The organism is Paraburkholderia bengalensis (assembly GCF_037126505.1).
In the GTDB taxonomy this organism is placed as follows: domain Bacteria; phylum Pseudomonadota; class Gammaproteobacteria; order Burkholderiales; family Burkholderiaceae; genus Paraburkholderia; species Paraburkholderia bengalensis.
The window spans coordinates 1-20097 of sequence record NZ_JACFYJ010000035.1 but is presented as its reverse complement, the minus strand read 5'-3'; the positions used below and the strand labels follow the sequence as shown (position 1 = coordinate 20097).

General features: G+C 65.3%; 13 protein-coding genes and 3 pseudogenes. 4 read left to right on the top strand and 12 right to left on the bottom strand.

Annotation, left to right across the window (positions count from 1 at the left end):
• Positions 1–56: 56 nt before the first annotated feature.
• The 7 genes from H3V53_RS20810 to clpP form a co-directional block, all read right to left on the bottom strand.
• A complete protein-coding gene (locus H3V53_RS20810) occupies positions 57–845 on the bottom strand; it encodes a fimbrial protein (protein WP_336599571.1) in 789 nt (262 codons plus the stop codon).
• A 356-nt stretch (positions 846–1201) separates the two neighbouring features.
• Positions 1202–1729 carry a fimbrial protein gene (locus H3V53_RS20805; protein ID WP_336599570.1) on the bottom strand — a complete coding sequence of 176 codons (528 nt, stop codon included), beginning with the start codon at positions 1727–1729 and terminating at the stop codon, positions 1202–1204.
• Between the two features lie 60 nt (positions 1730–1789).
• Positions 1790–4627 (bottom strand): fimbria/pilus outer membrane usher protein, encoded by a 2838-nt coding sequence (locus H3V53_RS20800; protein ID WP_336599569.1) that lies wholly within the window; start codon positions 4625–4627, stop codon positions 1790–1792.
• 210 nt (positions 4628–4837) lie between these two features.
• Positions 4838–5539: a fimbrial biogenesis chaperone gene (locus tag H3V53_RS20795; protein WP_336599568.1), complete on the bottom strand. Its 702-nt coding sequence runs from the start codon at positions 5537–5539 to the stop codon at positions 4838–4840.
• Between the two features lie 298 nt (positions 5540–5837).
• Entirely contained in the window at positions 5838–6383 is a 546-nt protein-coding gene (locus tag H3V53_RS20790) for a fimbrial protein (protein ID WP_054916911.1), read from the bottom strand.
• Between the two features lie 406 nt (positions 6384–6789).
• Positions 6790–8127: an NYN domain-containing protein gene (locus H3V53_RS20785; protein WP_336599567.1), complete on the bottom strand. Its 1338-nt coding sequence runs from the start codon at positions 8125–8127 to the stop codon at positions 6790–6792.
• A 170-nt stretch (positions 8128–8297) separates the two neighbouring features.
• Positions 8298–8951 carry an ATP-dependent Clp endopeptidase proteolytic subunit ClpP gene (clpP, locus tag H3V53_RS20780; RefSeq protein WP_336599566.1) on the bottom strand — a complete coding sequence of 218 codons (654 nt, stop codon included), beginning with the start codon at positions 8949–8951 and terminating at the stop codon, positions 8298–8300.
• 172 nt (positions 8952–9123) lie between these two features.
• Here clpP and H3V53_RS20775 point away from each other — a divergent pair, with 172 nt between their 5' ends.
• Positions 9124–10143, top strand: coding sequence for a sigma-70 family RNA polymerase sigma factor (locus H3V53_RS20775; RefSeq protein ID WP_336599565.1), 1020 nt, complete (start codon positions 9124–9126; stop codon positions 10141–10143).
• Here H3V53_RS20775 and H3V53_RS20770 read toward each other — a convergent pair.
• The 3 genes and pseudogenes from H3V53_RS20770 to H3V53_RS20760 form a co-directional block, all read right to left on the bottom strand.
• Positions 10099–11371: pseudogene (locus H3V53_RS20770) on the bottom strand (EAL domain-containing protein). The gene H3V53_RS20775 and the pseudogene H3V53_RS20770 overlap by 45 nt on opposite strands.
• 304 nt (positions 11372–11675) lie before the next feature.
• Entirely contained in the window at positions 11676–13145 is a 1470-nt protein-coding gene (mdtD, locus tag H3V53_RS20765; protein WP_336599564.1) for a multidrug transporter subunit MdtD, read from the bottom strand.
• A 145-nt stretch (positions 13146–13290) separates the two neighbouring features.
• A complete protein-coding gene (locus tag H3V53_RS20760; protein WP_054916898.1) occupies positions 13291–14700 on the bottom strand; it encodes an aminotransferase class I/II-fold pyridoxal phosphate-dependent enzyme in 1410 nt (469 codons plus the stop codon).
• Between the two features lie 161 nt (positions 14701–14861).
• On the opposite strand from H3V53_RS20760, the gene H3V53_RS20755 reads away from it, so the two are divergent.
• Positions 14862–15173, top strand: a complete 312-nt coding sequence (locus H3V53_RS20755; RefSeq protein WP_336599563.1) for a DUF2917 domain-containing protein — start codon at positions 14862–14864, stop codon at positions 15171–15173.
• 33 nt (positions 15174–15206) lie between these two features.
• Here the strand turns inward: H3V53_RS20755 and H3V53_RS20750 are convergent.
• Positions 15207–16438: pseudogene (locus tag H3V53_RS20750) on the bottom strand (citrate/2-methylcitrate synthase).
• A 144-nt stretch (positions 16439–16582) separates the two neighbouring features.
• On the opposite strand from H3V53_RS20750, the pseudogene H3V53_RS20745 reads away from it, so the two are divergent.
• Positions 16583–17976: pseudogene (locus tag H3V53_RS20745) on the top strand (CoA transferase).
• Between the two features lie 71 nt (positions 17977–18047).
• Here the strand turns inward: H3V53_RS20745 and H3V53_RS20740 are convergent.
• Positions 18048–18794, bottom strand: a complete 747-nt coding sequence (locus H3V53_RS20740; RefSeq protein ID WP_054916893.1) for a UTRA domain-containing protein — start codon at positions 18792–18794, stop codon at positions 18048–18050.
• Between the two features lie 157 nt (positions 18795–18951).
• On the opposite strand from H3V53_RS20740, the gene H3V53_RS20735 reads away from it, so the two are divergent.
• A complete protein-coding gene (locus tag H3V53_RS20735) occupies positions 18952–19797 on the top strand; it encodes an aldo/keto reductase (RefSeq protein WP_336599562.1) in 846 nt (281 codons plus the stop codon).
• Positions 19798–20097 lie beyond the last annotated feature (300 nt).

The window sequence follows — 20097 nt, the reverse complement described above, 5'->3', positions numbered from 1 at the left end:
AAAGCTCTCGCGTGCGAGAGCTTTTTTTTATTCATGCGTGAAGGGCGTCGCGAGGTTTACTGATAGGTCATCGTGACCGTCATCGATGTATTGGCCGGGCCGGGTGTGACGCTGCTCGCCGTCTGGTAATAGCGCGCCTTGAGCGCAATCGTATAACTGCCGCCCGTGCTGCTGCTGTAGCTGCTGAGCGTCTGGGTGCTGCTCAATGGAAATGCCGCCGAGCCTGCGCTGTTCAGAAGCTGGACGCCGACACCCGTTGCAGTCGATGTGCTGTCGAGTGCCACCACTGATTGCGCGCTGTTCACGACGGTCGTCGTCGGGTCGATGCGGTACTTGACGCTGTTCATGCCCACAGGACAGTTGTTCACGTTGATCGTGAACGAGGCAGCAGACGATGTCGAACCTGTGCCCGTGAAAGTGCTGGTAAGAAAATTACCGAGTGGAATCGACACGTCCGGCGTGGTGCATGATCCGTTGACGATCTGCACAGGCGTGGTCTGGAATGACACGGTGTATGACGTATAGATGCCTATAGTGCCTGAAGCTATCGTTATCCCAGGTGCCGCTTGCGCGATCGACATATTCGACAAGGTACCGGCGGCTGCCTGACCCGTTTTCACCAGGGCAACACTGATCTCGGCGCCGGAAGGACCTGACCCGTAGTTGTAGCACCCACCGCCGAGGAAGACCGACGGCGAAATACTTCCTTCGTTATAGAAGCCACCGCCGCATCCATTCTCCCCGTCGTAGAACGTGATGATCATGCCGATGCCGGGATAGCCCGTGTCGAAGACGGTGTAGGTCTGTCCGCCGTATGAGACCTGCGTACCAGATGAGGCCAGCAACGACCTGCCTACAGCGCCTGGGCCTCCGCCACTTGTCGTTACGGTGCAGCTCCACATGCCGATGTATGTGCCGCTACTCATCGTCCAACCTGTCAGTATGGTTCCGACGGGGGCATCGCGTGGCACAGTGACTGACGCGGGCAGGTTGACCGTGTAAGTGCCCGTCGAACCGCTGCAACTATCCGCCTTCGCACCCGGAGAGGCAGTCAGCAGGAACAGACTCAGCAGGCACAGCATCAGTAACTGCATCGCCCTGGATCGATGCGTCGAAATCATGGGGTAGGTCATAGCGTGATTGTTAAACAAGGTGGCGCTGGATCGCGCGGGCGACAGCAGTTCTCATGTCGTGCGCGGCGTCAGTTGTAAGTGAAGTTCACCGTCGCCGTGGCCGTCACCGACCCCGCCGTCAATGTGCCCAGCCGATAGAACTGCGCGACCATCGGAATCGTCATCGTGTTGGTCGCGTCGACCGTGCCGAGATTGATCGCGCTGTTGAGCGTGATCGGCGTGCCCGTCGTGCCGCCGACGCTTGCGGCCTGCAGCAACTGCACGCCTAGCTGCGTCGCCGTGCCCGTGTTCTGCAACACGCTCGCGACGGTGTTCATCGTGCCGTTCACGGTCATCGTGACTTTCGTGCCCGGCGCGCAACTGGTCAGCAGCATGTTGAACGCCGTCGCGTTCAGCGTGCTGCCGATCGCCGCGAAATCCGTGACCGACGCGCTGCCCAGATTGATCGTCTGGTTCTGCGACGATGTATCGACGGTGCACGACGGCTGTGAAATCTGCCCTGTGAAATAGAGCGTCGCGTCGATCGCAAAGGCGGGCGCAGTGGCAGTGACAGCGGCTGCGACGAGCACGCCCGTCAGCAGTTTGAGTGTTCGCATCTGGGAGGTTCTCCACGAAGATTGAAGAAGGCCGTTGCGCACAAGCGGCCGGACATGGGCTTACTCGCAGACGGCATCGGCGAATACAGTCGGCGCGGCGGGTGTGGATGTCGCCTTGGCGTTCTTTGGCAGCGCGTAGCGCACCGTGCAACTCTGCGTATTGCTGTCGCCCCACTTGATGCGGAATTGACCTTCAGGCGTCTTCATGTAAAACATCGCGCGGCTACCCTGACTGACCGTGCCGACGAGATTGCCGCCTGCATCGATGACATCGGCGCCGAACGGCACCGCGTCGCCGTCAAGACGCCGCACGCGCATGAGCACGGCGCGGCCGCGATCCTCGGTATCGAACTTCACGCGCACCACCGAGCCCGCTGTCGGCGCGAAGCGGTGCTCCGTGGTTTTCAGTTGCACGCCGAGCGGCAACCCCTTCGTATCGATCTCGATGTTGTTCAGCGAATACGGCTGCATGCCCGCCACGGCGGCCTGTCCGCGGCCGTTCAGCCGCACGCCCGGCGATGTGGCGATGCGGGCGCCAGCGGCATCTTTCGCCTCGATCACGGCATAGGTGTCGCCCGTTTGCGGCGTGAGCACGACGCCGCCGTCATAGCCGACGATCGAGCCTGTCGCGCCGAAGCCGCCTTGCGTGTAGCCGTTCGCATAACCCGCGTTGGCGCGCAACTGCGACCAGCGCGTGAGATAGCCGACGTTCGCATTGATGCTGTTGCCCGACGTGCTGCCCCATGTGCGTCCCGCCGTGACGCCGTAGTTGATGTCGAAGTCCTTGCCGGCCGCGCCCGAAAAAGTCTCCTGAATCTGGTTGCTGTTGTCGTTCGAGTCGTGCGTGAAGCTCGTCTGCGTGTTCGCGACCGTCGAGCCGATGTTGAGCGGAATGCTGAGGTTGAGCATCATGCGGTTGTCCCAGCGCGCCGTGTTCACTTCGAGTTCGCGCGACGCCGACACGTTGACGCCCACCCGGCCCACGTTGGTGTTGTAGCCGACCTGGAAGGCGGTGTCGCGGCCTGTCTTGTTCCAGTAATTCTGCGTGTAGCCCGATGCATAGACCGAACCGTACTTGCCGAGCGTCTGGTTCAGCGTCAGTTGCAGGCGGCCTTTCTGGATGCCGTTGTTCGTGAACGCCGTGCCGTGCAGCGCGAGATCGCGCAGCGTCATCGCGTCCTGATAGTCGAGGAAGCCGCTCGTCGAATAGCGATACGCGGCCAGCGTGACGGCCGTGTCCGTCGGCGCGAAGGTGCGCGAGAACGACAGGCGCAAACTCTGTCCGCTGCGATTGCCCAAGCTGTGTAGATCCGTGCTCGCCTGCGTCACATCGAAGCCGAATGCACCGACGGGCGTATCGAGCGCAACGCCTGCCGCCGCGGACACATAGTCTTCGCCCAGCACGCTGCCGCCGTACAGCGTGACGAAGTTGTTCAGACCGCGTTGCACGCCGCCTTCGAACACGAACGGATGCGTGTTCAGGCTCGTGTTGCGGTACTGCCCAGCCGACACGCTGTAGCGCCATCGCCCTTCGCGCAGCGCGTTGACGGGCGCCGAGTACGGCAGCGATGCGATGTGCTGGCTGCCGTCGGCCTCCGTCACGACGACCTGCAGATCGCCGCCATAGCCGGTCGGATAGAGATCGTTGATCTCGAACGGGCCGGGCGGCACCGTCGTTTCGTAGATGATGTTGCCGCTCTGCCTCACCTGAACCTTCGCATTGGTGTTCGCGATGCCGCGCACAGTCGGCGCGTAGCCGCGCTGCGACTCCGGATACATGCGGTCGTCGGTGCTGAGCTGCACGCCGCGCACGCCGAACGAATCGAAGATCGTGCCGTCGGTGAATGCGTCGCCCACCGTGAGCTGGCTTTTGATCGGCGCGAACGAGCGCTGCGCGTACGTTTGCATGCTTTGCACATGCGTGCCCGCGAGGGTCGAGTTCGTGACGTTGCCGTTGTAGCGAAAGCGCCATGCGCCGATGTTCGCGCCCGCCGTCAGGCCGACGTAGCTCTGCGTGTTCGCGAAGCCGGCGGCGTTGCTGTGATAGACGTTCGCGTTGTATTGCAGCACGGCGGCGGGCATGCCGTCGTCCCAGAACTTAGGATCGACCCAGCCGCGCGCGTTGCGGCTCATCATCGCTTGCGGCACGCTCACGTCGAGGCGTTGCTCGCCCATGTCGAATGATGCCGTCGCTTGCGGAATCAGGTCGGGCAGGGGCGTGCCGCGGTGATCGCTCGCGCCGTCGAGCATGGCGAGCGTGTTAGCGGGAAGGCGCGTCATGTCCACGCCGATGCGTGCGAGAAGATCGCGATCGAATACGGGACGCACAGGGTGGCCGGGCGCGTCCAGCTGGCGCAGCGTGATTTCCGCCGTGCCGACCCACACCTGGTTCACATACAGCGCCGCGCGATAGCGCCCAGGCAGCGCGACGTTGCCCTTGTCGAAGCGGCTGATGTCGGTCTGCGCCGCGCCCGTGCCCGTCAGGAACTGTGGGTTGAACTCGACGGCGGCGGGCTCGGTCGAGGCGGTCGATTGCGCAGCGGACGGTGAAGGTTTGCTCGCGGTTGCAGATGCGTTCGACGGCGTGGCCAGCGTCAGCTTCATCGGCGATGCGCTCGTGCGCGTGCGCGCCGTTTCCGGTGCGTCTTGCCCCGCGGAAGGCGCAGGCGCCGTGGGCGTCGCGCTTGTCAGAGCACCGGCATTGCCCTGATGCGATGCGGAGGAATCGAGCACATCGGCGGGTGGAAAGACGTCTGCCTGCCTGCCAGCCGTATGCGCGCCTTCCGCCCGCGCATGCGCAGCGGACAACGCGAGCAGCACGGCGACGCTCGCCTGGCTTAGCCTGAAAGGACTGGCGTGGACTGCCCGGAATTTCGTTTTCGAGTTGCAGTTGTTCATAGTGAGCCGGATTCGCAGGCAAGACCGGCCCCTGCCGATGCAAGAAGCCATCGGCATCCGAAGCGTCTACCTCGCGGAAAATGCGTGCGGTGATGCGGCGAGCGACGAAGGCTTCATCCCTCGACGCTCAGTCCAGACGGTTGACGAATCTCTGAGCCGTTCGTGCCGGCGTTCGTCAGCATTCGTCAGGGTGTAAGCAGCCGGTGATGGCTACGGAAGTGCCGCCTCGTGCTTCACAGGGCCGCCGTAGTCGTTGAGCGTGGTGAACGACACCTTGCCGCCAGCAGCGGGCGCAGCGGACAGCGGCAGCGCGAGCTGGCCGCCGGGCGCCACCATGCCGCCGTCGTCGAACCTGGGCGCGTGTTCGCCTTCGCCGACCTGAGCCTCGATGATCGTCACGTGATACGGCGTCGGGTTCGAAACCAGCAGCGCCGGACGGCCGTTCTGCTCGGCGACGCGCCAGGTCAGGCGCTCGGGCGCATCGTCGGACTTGCCAGCAAGGCCAGCCGGACGGAAAAAGAACTTCAGGCGCGAGCGGAATGCGAGCTGCACGTGGTTCGTTCCCGCCTGGTCCGCCGTCGGCTTGGGCGGCACTTCGAGCACGTTGAACCACAACAGCGTTTCGCGATCCTGCGGCATCGCTTCACCCGTGTAGGCGATGCGGATGGTCTGCGATTTGCCGGGATCGATGCGTGCGAGCGGCGGCGTCAGCATGAACGGCAGATCGAGCTTGCTCGGGTCGGCCTTCAGGTCGCCCTTGTCGAGCCAGATCTGCGTCAGCGCGGGCGATTTGCCGACGTTGGAAAGCTTGAGCGTCACTTCGCTGTCGGCGGCGTTGTAGACCACGCGCGTGCCGGCGATCACGACCGACGCGTCCGCCGCAAACGACAACATCAGACCCAGGGCCAGCATGGTGGCGCCCAATGCGCAAGAAACGATTCTTCGGATACTCATGACACTCAACAGAAAACGGGCCTTCGATGACGGACGCCGTGCGGGTGCGCGGCGCCCGTTTGCGCTCGGCAAGACGTGTACAGACAGGTGATCGCTACGCGCCCTCACGGACATGCCGGGGAGTAGCGCTCGAGCACTTCTGCGTTTTTGCACTTGCGATGCCGTCGATCACGTTCTGCATCGTCGTGATCGACAGCATTTGGATAGGCATCCTGATCAGATGAGATGCATCGTCAGTTGCCGGGTGCGACAGTGCTTACTGGTAGACCATCGAGTAGGTCACCGTTGTCGTCACGGTGCCGGCCGTCGCGCCGCCCGCGGGCGAAGCGTACTGCGCCGCATATTGCAGGCTGGCGTTGCCGCTCGCGATCGCCACTGACTGCGCGTTTTGCGCACCGTCTGCCTTGCTGACGTTAAGAACTTTTTGCGAGCCGTTGTAGTCGAGCAGCTGGACTTCCACGTTCGTGGCCGTGCCATTGTTCTTCAGGTTGCCGTCAGCCAGCGTGTTGGTGCCGTATTCCCAGAACGTGTGCACATTGCCCGTAGCCGGCGTGCAGCTGGAAAGGGCGATGTTGAAGCCCGTCGCACCCGCCGTCGCGCCCGCAGCCGACAGTTCCGCAGCGGACAGCGTCGGCAGCGTGACGGTAAAGTTGGCGCCCTGGCCGTTGCCGCTCACCGTGCAGGTGTTCGCCATCAGCTGGCCGTTGATGGTCACCACGCCGCCGTTGCTCGAGCCAGCGTGTGCCGCGACGCTTGCAAGACTCATGGCTGCAATGACCAGCGGAAATGCGATCTTTTTCATACTTCGTGTTCCTGATTAAATGATGAAGATGATGTGCATCATGCACATTGAACCGGCACGGGGCCGTCGCCGACGACGGCCCGGACTGCGATTCCAATTGCCCGACCTTATCGGATCGAGGTCGGCCCCGCGGTGTGGGGAGTGCTCATCTTCGTGTTCGCTCAGGGTGGCTTCTATCGGAATATTCTCAATGGCGCTTGGTGTTACAACAAGGTTTTCTTTCCTCACAAGAAGGTGTGAAATTTTTCTCTCTTCCCTACACGCATTGTGTCGCGTGAGCAACGCGCTGCATTTGCGTTCCATTGAAAGCGCGTGCCGACGAATGCGCGGCAGCAAAACGAAGCGTCATAAAAAAACGCCGCTCATCGAGCGGCGTTCGCGTTGATGCATCGCGATCAGGAGCGGCTTACTCCGGCTCGCTCGTTGCTTCCGTCTTGCGAGGCCGGCGGCTGCGCGTCGCGGACTTGCGCGAAGGTTTCTTTGCGGCTGATGCTTTCGATGCGGGTTGTTCTTCCGCGACGACTGGCGTGTGCGATTCCGGCGCGGCAGCCTGCGGCGCGGGCACGGCCTGCGCTTCGGCGAAGAGCGGCAAGCCCGAATCGCTTTCGGCAGCGTTCGCGGGCTTCGCTTTCTTTGCCTTCTTCGCCGCGGTCTTGCGCGCGCCGCGACCCTTGTGACGCTTCTCGTCCTGGCCGCTTTCCGCGCGCTCGGTCGCGCCAGAGGACGGCGCGGCTTCAGCCGTCTCCCGTTCTGCGACGCCCTGATCGGCAGGCGCACCCGCGACAGCCGCCTCTTCGATATCGACGATTTCTGCGGCAGCGGGCAACGCTGCCCATTCGTCGCCGGGTTCGTAGCCGCGTTCCTCGATGAGCGGGCGCGGCGTCACGACCTCGACAGGCGCAGCCGCGGCCCCGGCGCTGCGATAGACGAACGTGCCCGACTTCTCGTCGCGGCCCACTTCGAGCAGACCGCGCGACTGCGCCTCTTCGAGCAGATTGCCGAACGCGCGAAACCCGTAGTACGTCTCGTTGAAATCGGGCTTGCGGCGCTTGATCGCATTCTTCAGCACAGAGGCCCAGATCTTGCCGCTGTCGCCGCGCTCGGATGCGAGCGCGTCGAAGGTCTGCACCGCAAGGTCGATTGCCTTGGTCTTGCGCGTTTCCAGATCTTCCTTGCGCTTCTCGCCATCGGCGCGTTTCGATGCCTGCTGCGCGGCCTGTTGTTGCGCAGCCTTCACGTTGTCGCGCTTGGCGGCGGCGCGCTGGCTTTCGCGCACGAGATCGTCATAGAAGATGAATTCGTCGCAGTTGGCCGTCAGCAGATCGGACGTGGAGCGCTGCACGCCCACGCCGATCACCTGCTTCGCGTTTTCGCGCAGCTTCGACACCAGCGGCGAAAAATCCGAATCGCCGCTGATGATCACGAATGTATTCACGTGCGACTTCGTGTAGCAAAGATCGAGTGCGTCGACGACGAGGCGAATGTCCGCGGAGTTCTTGCCCGACTGCCGCACGTGCGGAATTTCGATCAGCTCGAAGTTCGCTTCGTGCATCGCGGCCTTGAAGCCCTTGTAGCGGTCCCAGTCGCAATACGCTTTCTTCACGACAATGCTGCCTTTGAGCAGCAGTCGTTCGAGAACCAGCTTGATGTCGAATTTCTCGTATTTCGCGTCGCGCACGCCGAGCGCCACGTTTTCGAAATCACAGAACAGCGCCATGCTGACGGTATCCTGGGATGACGCCATATGCTTCTCCAGTGGAAGTGCAGGCTCGATCGTCTCACACAATGCCGCATCGATCGAGCATTGGCACGGTCGGGCGCCGCCTCGCCATCACGCGAATACCATCGCCACGCAATTGCTGTTCCCGCTGCGCAGCGTGCGCCGCGCCGCGCCGCACGGGAAAAGGCGCGTCGTCAGCCGGCGCTGCGCAGCATATCGACGGAAGCGGGCGCGCGCGTCGTGAGCACATCGTCGACGATGCCGTACGCTTTGGCCGCAGCGGCTGACATGAAGTTGTCACGGTCGGTGTCTTTCTCGATCTGCGCGATGCTTTGACCGGTGCGCTGCGCCAGCACGCTGTTGAGCCGCTCGCGCAGGTACAGCACTTCTTTCGCATGAATCCCGACGTCGGACGCCGTGCCCTGGCCGCCGCCCGACGGCTGATGAATCATGATGCGCGCGTTCGGCAGCGCGAAGCGCTTGCCGGGCGCGCCCGCCGCCAGCAGGAAACTGCCCATGCTGGCCGCAAAGCCGGTGCACAGCGTCGATACGTCGGGCTTGATGAACTGCATCGTGTCGAAGATCGCGAGGCCGTCGTAGACGGAACCGCCCGGCGAATTGATGTAAAACGAAATATCCTTATCGGGGTTCTCCGATTCGAGAAACAGCAGTTGCGCGACGATCAGGCTCGCCGATTGATCGTTGACGGGGCCGACCAGAAACACGATCCGCTCGCGCAGCAGACGCGAGTAGATGTCGTAGGCGCGCTCGCCGCGGCTCGATTGCTCAATCACGGTCGGCACGAGATTGAGACCGGAATAGGTGGTGGAAGAAAACGGACGGTGCATGCGTTGCCTCGCTGATTGGCTGAATGGCCCGCACGGGGCGGGTTCAGTCGCATGACGCGAAAGCGCGGCGCGATGTGACAGGCAGACCGACGAAAAAATTTTTGCGCCGACCTGTCACATTGCAGGCGGCTTGGCCGTCAACAGACGAGACAAAGCGACAGGAGCGGGACGCATGGACCGGACGGACAGAACCAAGGCAGCGGAATTCGAGGCGATGCGCGCGAAGCTGTTCGCACTCGCGTACCGGATGCTCGGCAGCCGCGCGGAAGCGGAAGATATCGTGCAGGACGCATGGCTCCGATGGCATGCCGCCGACGCCAGCGAGCTGCGCTCGTCCGCCGCGTGGCTCACGACCATCGCGACGCGTCTTGCCATCGATCGCTTGCGGCATCTGCGGATCGAGCGCGCGACGCGTGCGAGCGCATGGATGCCGGAGCCGTGGATCGAGGGGCTCGCGCCATCGGCGGAAGACGTGGCGTTGCAGGCCATGCAGATGTCGTACGGCCTGATGCTGCTGCTCGAACGGCTCAAGCCCGAGGAGCGCGCCGCCTTCGTGCTGCACGAAGCCTTCGATTGCGATTACGCGGAGATCGCGAAGATTCTCGCGAGGACGCCCGCGCACTGCCGGCAGATGGTGCATCGCGCGAAAGAGCGTCTGAAGCGCGCAGGCGTGCCCTTGAAGTGCACCGACAAGTATGCGGGTAAGCGCGGCGAAAAGTACGCCGACAAGCCCGCTGACAAGCCCGCCGATCCCGCCGCGCATGCGCGCATCGTCGAGCGCTTGCGGGCGGCGCTGGAGACGCACGACCGCGCGGGCCTCGTCCGTCTGTTCTGCGACGTGCCGAGCGTGATCAGCGACGCGCCCGAAACCGTCGATGCCGTCGCGACGGCCGAGCAGGTCGCGGCGACGCTCGCGATGAGAAGCCGTGGCGATCAGGTAGAGACGGTGTCGATGAACGGTGCGCAGGCGGTGGCGCTGATGCGCGACGGCGAGTTCGACGCGCTGCTCGACATCACGATCGGCGAGGATGAGCGCATCGTCGCGCTGCGCATCGTGACGGCGGCGATAAGGCTCGCGCCCGCCACGCGCGTATTCGGACGCGCGGCCGTCATGCGGCTGCTGCAGCCCGTCAGCAGCCAGGCTGCGTCAGTTACGATGCGCGGCCACTTCCCAGTTGATATCGACGCATAGCACCTGCATGCCGCGCACCGTTTCCGCCGCGATCGACGCCGTCACGCACAGGTGCGCCTCGTTGATCGACAGATACGGCGGCGTCAGATGGACCTGACCGGGCGCGCGCACGGCAGCGATGAAATACGGGCGACGCTCCCAGCTTGCGCCTTCCGAATGGAGCAGCGGCCGGAATCGCTTCGCGCGTTGCGACGCGCGGCCGGTGGGCAGCACGTTGTCGCCGATCTGACGGCCCGAGCCATCGAGCAGAAAGCAGCGGGCCGTTTCGCGCAGCGCGAGCAGCGGCGCCGTGGCGTCCGCCATCGATTCGCCTTCGACGAGTTGCGCGCTCGCGGCTTCAAGCGCCGTGACGAACGGCGCCAGGCGCTCGGACTGCGCGCGTTCGCGCTCGGCCACGCGTGCGCAGCGCCGCCGACAGTTCGTCCATCAGCTTCACCGTCGCCTGACGCGCGACGGGCTCGACGCTTGGCGCCGCAAAGAAAGTGCCCTGCACGAAATCGACATTGCATTCGAGCGCGATCAGCGCGTCGCGCTCCGTCGTCAGGCCGCCCATCAGCACCAGTTGTCCTGACTCGTGCAGCATCGACACGATGCCGGGCAGCACGCGCTCGATATGCGAATGCTCGCTGGCTTGCGCGAGGATGCAGCGGTCCAGCGTGACGATATCGGGCCGCAGATTCCACACGCGGTCGATGTTCGAATGCTTCGCGCCGAAGCCGTCGAGCGCGATCAGAAAGCCCGACTTGCGCAACGAGTCGATGATGTCCGCGAAGCGCGTGGTTTCGCCGCCTGCCTGTTCGGACACCTCCAGCACCACGCGTTGCGGCGGCAAGCCGAGCGCCTTGAGGCCCGCGAGCAGCGCGTCGCCGTAACTCGTGTCCATCAGTGCGGCGGGGTGCAGGCTCAGGAAGAGCCATTCGTCGTGACTGTCGAACGCGTTGAAGTTGCCCAGATGCAGCGACTCTGCAAGGCGGCCCAGTTCGAGCAGATCGCCGCGCCGCGCGGCCTGTGTGAAGACTTCGGCCGACGGCACCTGCTTGCCGTTTTCGTCGTGCGCGCGCAGCGACGCGTGATAGCCGATCGCACGACGGTGCGACACCGAGAAAACCGGCTGAAACACGCTGAAAACCGTGTAGCCGCCATACCGGACGGTGCGGCGCGAGCCTTCATCGCCTGCTACGGGGCGCGGAGGCTGGAAGCCGGGAGGATCGAGTTCGATCATGCTCATCGTGTCGGTCGTCGTTTGAGAAGCGAGGCGGGCCGCGCGATATGCGCGAAGACTTCAAGTTTACAGGATAGGACAGCAAGAAACATGCGCATGGCGCCGCACTGCGCGTTTCGCCGCAAGGCCGCCGTGGATTGCGCCGCTAACAGGGGCACCTGCGGGTCATCTGCAGGGCGCATGCGGGCCGCCCGCCGCGCGGCGCCCTCGATTGTGCGCCGGGAACGCCGCCGCTGTCATGCGCGCGAGGCGCGAAGCGCACATCGATGGTGCGTCGCGCGCCCCGATCAGGTTCGCGGCGCGCGCCGCGTCATGTGCGCTCTTGCGGATCGGAACGCCGCACGGGCTGCCGGATGTCGGCCGACAACTGCGCGAAGATCCACGACGTCGCCGCCGTGATCAGCCCGACACACAGGAAGGTCGCGTGAAAGGCGGGCAGCGAATTGGCCGCCGTGACGCGCGGCATCAGCCCTGTGAAGGTGGTCAGCAACGCGCCCGCGACGGTCACGCCGAGGCTCATCGCGAGCATCTGCACGAGCGAGAACAGGCTGTTGCCGCTGCTTGCGCCGCCCGTGCCGAGGTCTTTCAGCGTGAGCGTGTTCATCGCGGTGAATTGCATCGAATTGACGCCGCCGAAGAACGCCAGTTGCACGAGGCGCAGCCACAGCGGCTGATGCGCGCTGACAAGCGAGAAGCTCGCCATCGCGAGGCCGACCAGCACCGTGTTCGTCACCAGCACGCGCCGGTAGCCGTACTTCATGATCAGGCGCGTGACGAGCCGCTTGGACGACATGCCCGCGGCGGCGACAGGCAGCATCATGAGGCCGGCTTCGAATGCGCTGTAGCCGAGGCTCACCTGCAACAGCAGCGGAATCAGATACGGCATTGCGCCGCTGCCGATGCGCGCGAACAGATTGCCGAGCAGCCCGACGCTGAACGTGTGGATCTTGAACAGATCGAGCGAGAAGATCGGGTTCGCCGCGCGCACCGCGTGCAGGCCGTAGGCGACGAAACAGCCGAGCGAAAGAATCAGCAGCATCAGGACCGTGGCGTGCTGGATCGAAAACTCGGTACGGCCGTCGAGCGCCATCGAGATCGACACCATGCCGACGATCAGCAGCAAATAGCCTTTGATGTCGAACTTCCCGGTGTCGGGATTGCGGCTGTCGGGCATGAAGACGAACGTCGCAATCACGCCGATGATGCCGACGGGCACGTTGATCAGAAAGATCCAGTGCCACGACGCGATCTTGACGAGCCAGCCGCCGAGCGTCGGCCCGATCAGCGGCCCGATCAGCCCCGGAATTGCGACGAACGACAGCGCGGGCAGATAGCGTTCGGCGGGAAACACGCGCAGCACGGCAAGCCGCCCGACGGGCAACAGCATCGCGCCGCCCACGCCCTGCAGCACGCGATAGCACACAAGCTGCGTGAGCGTCTGCGCGTTCGCGCAGAGCAGCGAGCCGATCGTGAACACGAGGATCGCGCTCATGAACACGCGCCGCGTGCCGAGCTTGTCGGCGAGCCAGCCGGATACGGGGATCATCACGGCCATCGTCAGCGAATACGCGATCACCACCGATTGCATGCGCAACGGCAATTCGCCGAGGCTCGTCGCCATCGCGGGCAGCGCGGTGTTGACGATCGTCGAGTCGAGCGTCTGCATGAAGAAGCCCGTCGCGACGATCCACAGCATCACGGTGAGCGAGCGGGCCGTGGGTGCTGTCTTCGATGCGGGCTGGCTGCGTGCGGCTGGGGCGGATTCGGTCGGGTCGGACATGAAGGCGTGAGCAGGGCGGCAGGGCGGGGAGCCACATTCTAAGGAAAAAACATGGCGGTCTACGGTTCGCGAGTCCCGGCTTCGCGAGTGGGCGGCAGCGATTGACGCTCACGCGAGCCAGCAAGCGTTGCGCCCGGACTCTCTGCTATGGCGCCAGTTGCGCGGCTGCCTCGAAGAATTTGCGCGCGCGCGGCTCGTTCGCGAACGCGGCGTTGATGCGTATCCACGGGCTCGGTTCCGCGTTCGGGCGGAAGTAGCTGCCGGGCGCCACCGTCACGCCGAGCGGCGCGCCGCATTCGACGAGCCGTTGCGCATCCTCGACGTGCGGCACGCGCGCCCACACGAACTTGCCGCCGAGCGGGGTCTCGAACACTTCCCAGCCGCTCATTTCGAGCGCCTGCGCCGTCGCGCCGAGGGCGTCGCGCATGCGCCGCCGCAACCTTTCCAGATGCTTGCGGTACATGCCACGTTCGAGCAGCGCGACGGTCACGGCCTCCGCGAAACGCGAGCCGCCGATGCTCGTCAGCATCTTGATGTCGGCGAGATCCTTGATGGTCGCGTGGTCCGCGATCACATAGCCGATGCGCAACGACGACGACAGCGTCTTCGACAGCCCGCCGATGTAGATCACGTGTTCGAGCTGGTCGAGCGTGGCGAGGCGGTCCGTGGCGTCGGCCTGGAAGTCGGCGTAGATGTCGTCTTCGAGAATCTTGAAGCCGTGCTCGCGCGCGAGCGCGAGCAGACGGAACGCGACGGGCGGCGCGATCGTCGTGCCCGTCGGGTTGTGGAACACCGTGTTGACGAAGAAGAGCTTCGGCCGGTGCTGCTGCAACTGCACGTGCAGCGCGTCGAGATCGGGGCCCGTGCGCGTGCGCGGAATGCCGACGAGCTTCACGCCATGCAGCTTCAGCAAGCCGTTGAAATTGTAGTAGCCGGGATCTTCGACAAAGATCGTGTCGCCGGGCTTGAGCATGTAGCGCATGACCAGGTCCATCGCCTGGCTTGCGCCGATCGTGATCAGGATCTGCGACGCTTGCGCCTCGATGCCGAGCTGCGCGACGCGTGTCTGCAGATGCTCGCGCAAGGTCGCGTTGCCGAGCGGCGTCGCGTAATCGATCATGCTCGCGCCGTCCGTGCGCGACACGTGGCGAATGGCCTGCGCGAGGCTGTCCATGTCGCGCCACGCTTCGGGAATGAACCCGCTGCCGAGCTTCAGCGCTTCGCCCGGATGGTTGAACTGCTGCATGATGTGCACCGATTCGTCCTCGGCGCGGCGCGGGTCCGAAGCGCCCTGCGCGCTCATCGCACGATGCCGTTCGGCCACGTAGAAGCCCGACCCGGGCCGCGAATCCAGATAGCCGAGCGACACCAGACGGTCGTACGCCTCGATCACCGGGAAGCGGCTGATGTCGTTGTCGGCGGCGAACTGGCGGATCGACGGCAGCTTCGCGCCGGGATGCGCGGTGCGCGAGCGTATCCATTCCTGCACGCCGCTCACGATCTGTTCCGTGAGGGGGACGCCTGTTTCGCGGTTCAGGTCGATGTCTAGTTTCATGGGCGTGTTCCCGGTTGCGGGCTGTCATGGTTGAATCGCCGGCAACTGTCAGGTTTTACGACTGTACAGTTCTTCTGAAACTGTTCAGGACTGTGCATGTGACGGACATCATCGCACGCCAATAATGGATGCAAGCGAAAAAGCACTTCAAGGAGCGAGCGATGCGTGAAATCCGGACTTTCGAACTCGAACGCGGCGAGCCGGCCAGCGCCTGGCGCGTCGCGCAGCCGCTCGCCGTGAACGTGCTGGCGGGTGAACTCTGGCTGACCGTCGAAGGCGATGCCGAAGACTATTGGCTCGCGGCGGGCGAATCGTACGAACTGAAGCGCGGGGCCGTGGCATGGCTGAGCGCGGGGCGCGACGGTGCGCGGCTGTCGCTGTCGGTAGCGGGCGGCGCGGACGACACGGTTCGTGTGCAGCGGCAGCGCCCGGCACGCTGGACGTGGATGCCGCGCTGGCTGATGACGGTCTGAGACGCGACGGCCTGAGACGCCGCAGCCGGCAAATCAGTCCGCTTCGTACGCGCCGACGTACCTCGCGCGCGGACGGATCAGACGGCCGTCGCTGGTCTGCTCCAGCGCGTGCGCGATCCAGCCCGTCACGCGGCCCACGGCGAACAGCGTGAAGGCCGCGCCGGCGGGCAGTCCGAGCACGCGCTCGATAGCCGCCAGCGCGTAATCGACGGTCGGCGCGGCGCCCGTCGTGTCATGTACGGCGCGCGCGAGCCTTTGCACTTGCGCAAGCGGCGAGCGGGCGGGCGCGGATTCGTCGAGCAGATCGAGCAGCAGCGCGCGCGCGGGTCGCCGTCCGGATAGAGCGGATGCCCGAAGCCGGAAATCACCGCGCCCGGCGCGCCGACTTCATGATGCGCGAGCCGCGTCGCCAGATACCGGTCGAGGTCGGCGGCGCGCGCGGCCTCGTCGAACAATGCGGCGATGCGTGCCGTCTCGCCGCCGTGCCGCGGCCCCGATAGCGCGGCCAACCCGCCCGCGACGGCGCCGAACAGATGCGTGCCCGTCGACGTGATGCAGCGGACCGTGAAGGTCGAGGCATTCAGTTCATGATCGGCGCACGCGACGAGCGCCGCTCTCAGCAGATTGACCTGCGCGCGATTGCGCACGCCCCACGCGGCGGCGAGCTGCTTGTGCAGCGGTTCGTTCGACGGCGCGGCGGAAATCATCGCGGCTGCCAGCAGCCGGATCAGCACGCAGGCGTTGTCGAGCTGCGCGTCGCGGCCGAGCGCCCAGACGCGCGGCATCTGCGCGGCGGCGGCGGGCAACAGCACCAGCGCGCGATCGAGCGGCGCGCTGTCGCTCCACAGCTTCAGCCACGCCGACCATTGCGCGGCGGCAAGCGGCGCGGCGGGCGCTTCGGCGATGCGCCGCGCGCTGCATTCCCACAGCAGCGCCGCCACGTCTTCGAGCGTCGCCGTGCGCGCAAGTCCCACCGCGTCGCGGCCGCGGTAAAGCAGCTTGCCGTCGGCGATCAGCGTGATCGACGATTCGAGCACGGGCACGCCCCAGTCCAGCACCTTTTGCGCAACCTTGCCGGCGCGCTTGCCGTCCGCCTTGCGGCGCGCGAGCCGCCGCACCTCGCTTTCGTCGTAGAGGCGCCGCTTGCTGCCGGCATCGGGCGACGAGCGCAGCATGCCGCGGCTCACGTACGCATAGAGCGTCGTCACGCTGATGCCGAGCATCGCGGCGGCTTCGTCGGCGGACAGATAACGCGGCACGGACATGCGCTGGTTCACCACGGGCTGGGTCATATCGGAGCGGGAAAGCCAAAGAAATCGATATATATTGATTATATTAATCAAGATTGATCGAGGCGCGGCACAAATCTAGACTGGGCCACGCACTTCATCGAAACAGGTCCGCTCATCATGACGCCCGAACTCGCTCTCGATCATCTGTGGTCCGTGGCTGGCTGCGATTCCACCTTGCTCGCGCATGCCCACATCGACGGCGGCGACCCCGCCTTGCCTTCCGTGTTTCGCGTCGGCACGCTTGCGAGCGCGTCGATTGCGGCTGTCGGCCTCGCGGCCGCGAACTGCTTCAGGCTGCGCACGGGCCGCATGCAGCGCGTCGACGTCAGCGTGCCGCGCGCGCTCGTCGCGTTTCGCAGCGAGCGCTATCTGCGTGTGAACGACGGCTCGCCGCCCGAGCTGCGTCACGCCGTCACCGGCTTCTACGCGACGCGCGACGGGCGCTGGATTCAGTTGCACACGAATTTTCCGCATCATCTGCAGGGCGTGCTGAAGGTACTCTGCTGCGACGGCGACCCCGGCGCCGTCGCGCAAGCGATTCGTGAATGGGATGGCGCAACGCTCGATCAAACGCTCGCCGATGCGGGCCTGTGCGCCGCGTTGATCCGCTCGCCGCGAGAATGGGCGGCGCTCGATCAGGCGAAGGCGATCGCCAATCTGCCGCTGTTCGAAATCGAACGGATCGGGGACGCGCCGCCGCAAGCGCCTGGCGCAGGCGCGGCGCAGCGGCCATTGTCGGGCACGCGGGTGCTCGACCTGTCGCGCATCATCGCGGGGCCGGTGGCGGGGCGCGCGCTCGCGCAGCATGGCGCCGACGTGCTGCTGATCAACGGCCCGCATCTGCCGAACATCGCGCCGCTCGTGATCGACAATGGCCGCGGCAAGCGCTCGGCGACGCTCGATCTGCGCGATGCGGCCGCGCGCGCGCAACTCGAGCGCTCGCGCAGCAAGCGGATGTGTTCCTGCAGGCGTATCGGCCGGGTTCGTTGGCGGCGCGCGGCTTCGATCCTGACACGCTGGCGGGCATCAGGCCGGGCATCGTTTGCGTGTCGGTGTCGGCATATGGGCACGCGGGTCCGTGGGCGACGCGGCGCGGCTTCGACAGCCTCGTGCAGTCGGCAAGCGGCATCGCGTACACGGAGAGCCGCGCGGCGGGCGTCGATGGACCGAAGCATCTGCCGTGTCAGGCGCTCGATCACGCCACGGGCTATCTGGCCGCATTCGGCGCAATGGTCGCGCTCGCGCGCCGCGCGCAAGAGGGCGGCAGCTGGCATGTGCGGCTGTCGCTCGCGCAGACGGGGCGCTGGCTGCAGTCGATGGGACAGATCGAGGACGGCTGGCGCGTGCCCGACGTTACCTTCGGCGACGTGCAGGACGCCCTCCACGACGTCGATTCGCCGTTTGGCCGCGTGCGAGCGGCGGCGCCCGCCGAGCGCCTGTCGGAGACGCCCGCGTTTTATGCGCGGCCGCCCGTGCCCATCGGCACGCATGCGGCAAGCTGGGACGATTGAACCTCGTGCTCTCGTCGTGCGCGCAGTGAGCTCTCGCAGTGAGCTTTATTCGTGAGCCCGATTCGTGAGCCCTATTTGCGCAGCTCCGCGACAAAGTCGTAGTAGTCGTTGCGGCAGTAGGTGTCGGTGAGCTCGATGGCGCGCTGGTCGGAGGTGTAGCCAACGCGTGTGATCAGCAGCAGCGCATCGTTCGGCGCAATGCTCATTTGCTGCGCGATCTCGTCGCTCGCGTTGACCGCGCGAAAATGTTGCAACGCGCGCACGATCGTCAAGCCGCGCTGTTCCAGATAGGTGTACAGCGAATCGCCGACCGCCTGCGGGTCGGGAATGACCGACGCGGGAAACGTGGAGTTTTCGACGGCCATCACGATGCCATCGGCCAGACGCAGGCGGCGCAGTCGCGCGACGGCGGCAGCGGGCGAGAGCCCGAGCTGGATGACTTCTTCGCGGTTGGCGGGCACGATTTCGCGCGACAGCCATTGCGAGCTTGGTGTGAAGCCGCGCCGGCGCAGCATTTCGCTGAAGCTCGACAGCCGCGACAGCGGGTCTTCGTAGCGTGGCGTGATGAAACTCCCCGCGCCTTGCGAGCGGCGGATCAGCCCTTGTTCGACGAGCAGCGCGATCGCCTTGCGCGCCGTGATGCGCGACACGCCGAGCGCATCCGACAGCACGCGCTCCGAAGGCAGCGCTTCGCCTGCGTTCCAGCGGTTTTCGTGGATCGCGTTGCCGAGCTTGCGGGCGAGCTGAAGGTACAGCGGCGTATCGTTTTCCGGGTCCGGGCGCAGATCGCGCCAGCGGTCTTCCGAGGCTGAGTTCATGTGACGGGCGCAAGAAGGGCAAGCGGCAATTCTATGTCATTGGCGCGCGGCGTTATAGCGGGGTTTTGCCGGGACGCCGATGCGCGTCGCGACGAAGCGCTACACTCATCGGGTTGACTGCATCGACCTTCACGACATCATCCGCGAGGACGCAATCATGACGAACGACATTGCCAGCGTGACGCTGCCCGACGGCGAGCGCATCCCGAAGCTGGGGCAGGGCACGTGGGAAATGGGCGAGCATCCGTCGCGGCGCAAGGCCGAAATCGAAGCGCTGCGCGCCGGCATCGAACTCGGCATGACACTCGTCGATACCGCGGAAATGTACGGTGAGGGCGCCACGGAGTCGCTAGTCGGCGAAGCGCTGCAAGGCCTGCGCGACGACGTGTTTCTCGTCAGCAAGGTCTATCCGCACAACGCGAGCAAGCGCGGCGTGCAGCATGCCTGCGAGCAGTCGCTCAGGCGGCTGAAGACCGATCGCCTCGATCTGTATCTGCTGCACTGGCGCGGCTCCGTGCCGCTCGAAGAAACAGTGGCCGGCTTCGAAGCGCTGCAGCGCGACGGCAAGATTCGCCACTGGGGCGTGAGCAATTTCGATGTCGACGACATGGAAGAACTCGTCGGCGTACCTGGCGGCGATGCATGCGCGACGAATCAGATTCTCTACAACGTCGCGCGGCGCGGGCCGGAATTCGATCTGCTGCCGTGGCTCGCCGGCCGCAAGATGCCCGCGATGGCGTATAGCCCCGTCGATCATGCGCGCCTGCCCAGGCGCTCGCCGCTCGACGATCTCGCGCAGAAGCACGGCGTCTCGTCGATTCAGGTCGCGCTCGCGTGGGTGTTGCGCCAGCCCGGTGTGTTCGCGATTCCGAAGTCCGGGCGCATCGAACATGTGCGCGACAACCGGCGCGCGCTCGACCTGCCGCTTTCCGCCGACGACCTCGCGGCGATCGATGCGCACTTCCGTCCGCCGCGCAGCAAGCAGCCGCTCGAGATGCTCTAAGCTTTTCGGCGAGGGGCGGTGACGCCCGACCGGGGGACCGGGCGTCACCGCCAACGCTGGCCAGGAAGCGCCTGCATTGCGCGATTGTCGTCGTCGTAGGACGGTGCGGCGGGCGCCGTCCAGCGGCCTCAGTGTCCGCTGCCGCCACCGTGACCGCCGCCGGAGCCGGAACCTCCGCCGTAGCCGCCACCCTTGCCGAAACCGCCGCTGCCGAAACCGCCTCCAAAGCCGCCGCCGAAACCACCACCGAAGCCGCCACCGAAGCCGCCACCGAAGCCGCTGCCGCAACCGCAGCCTCCG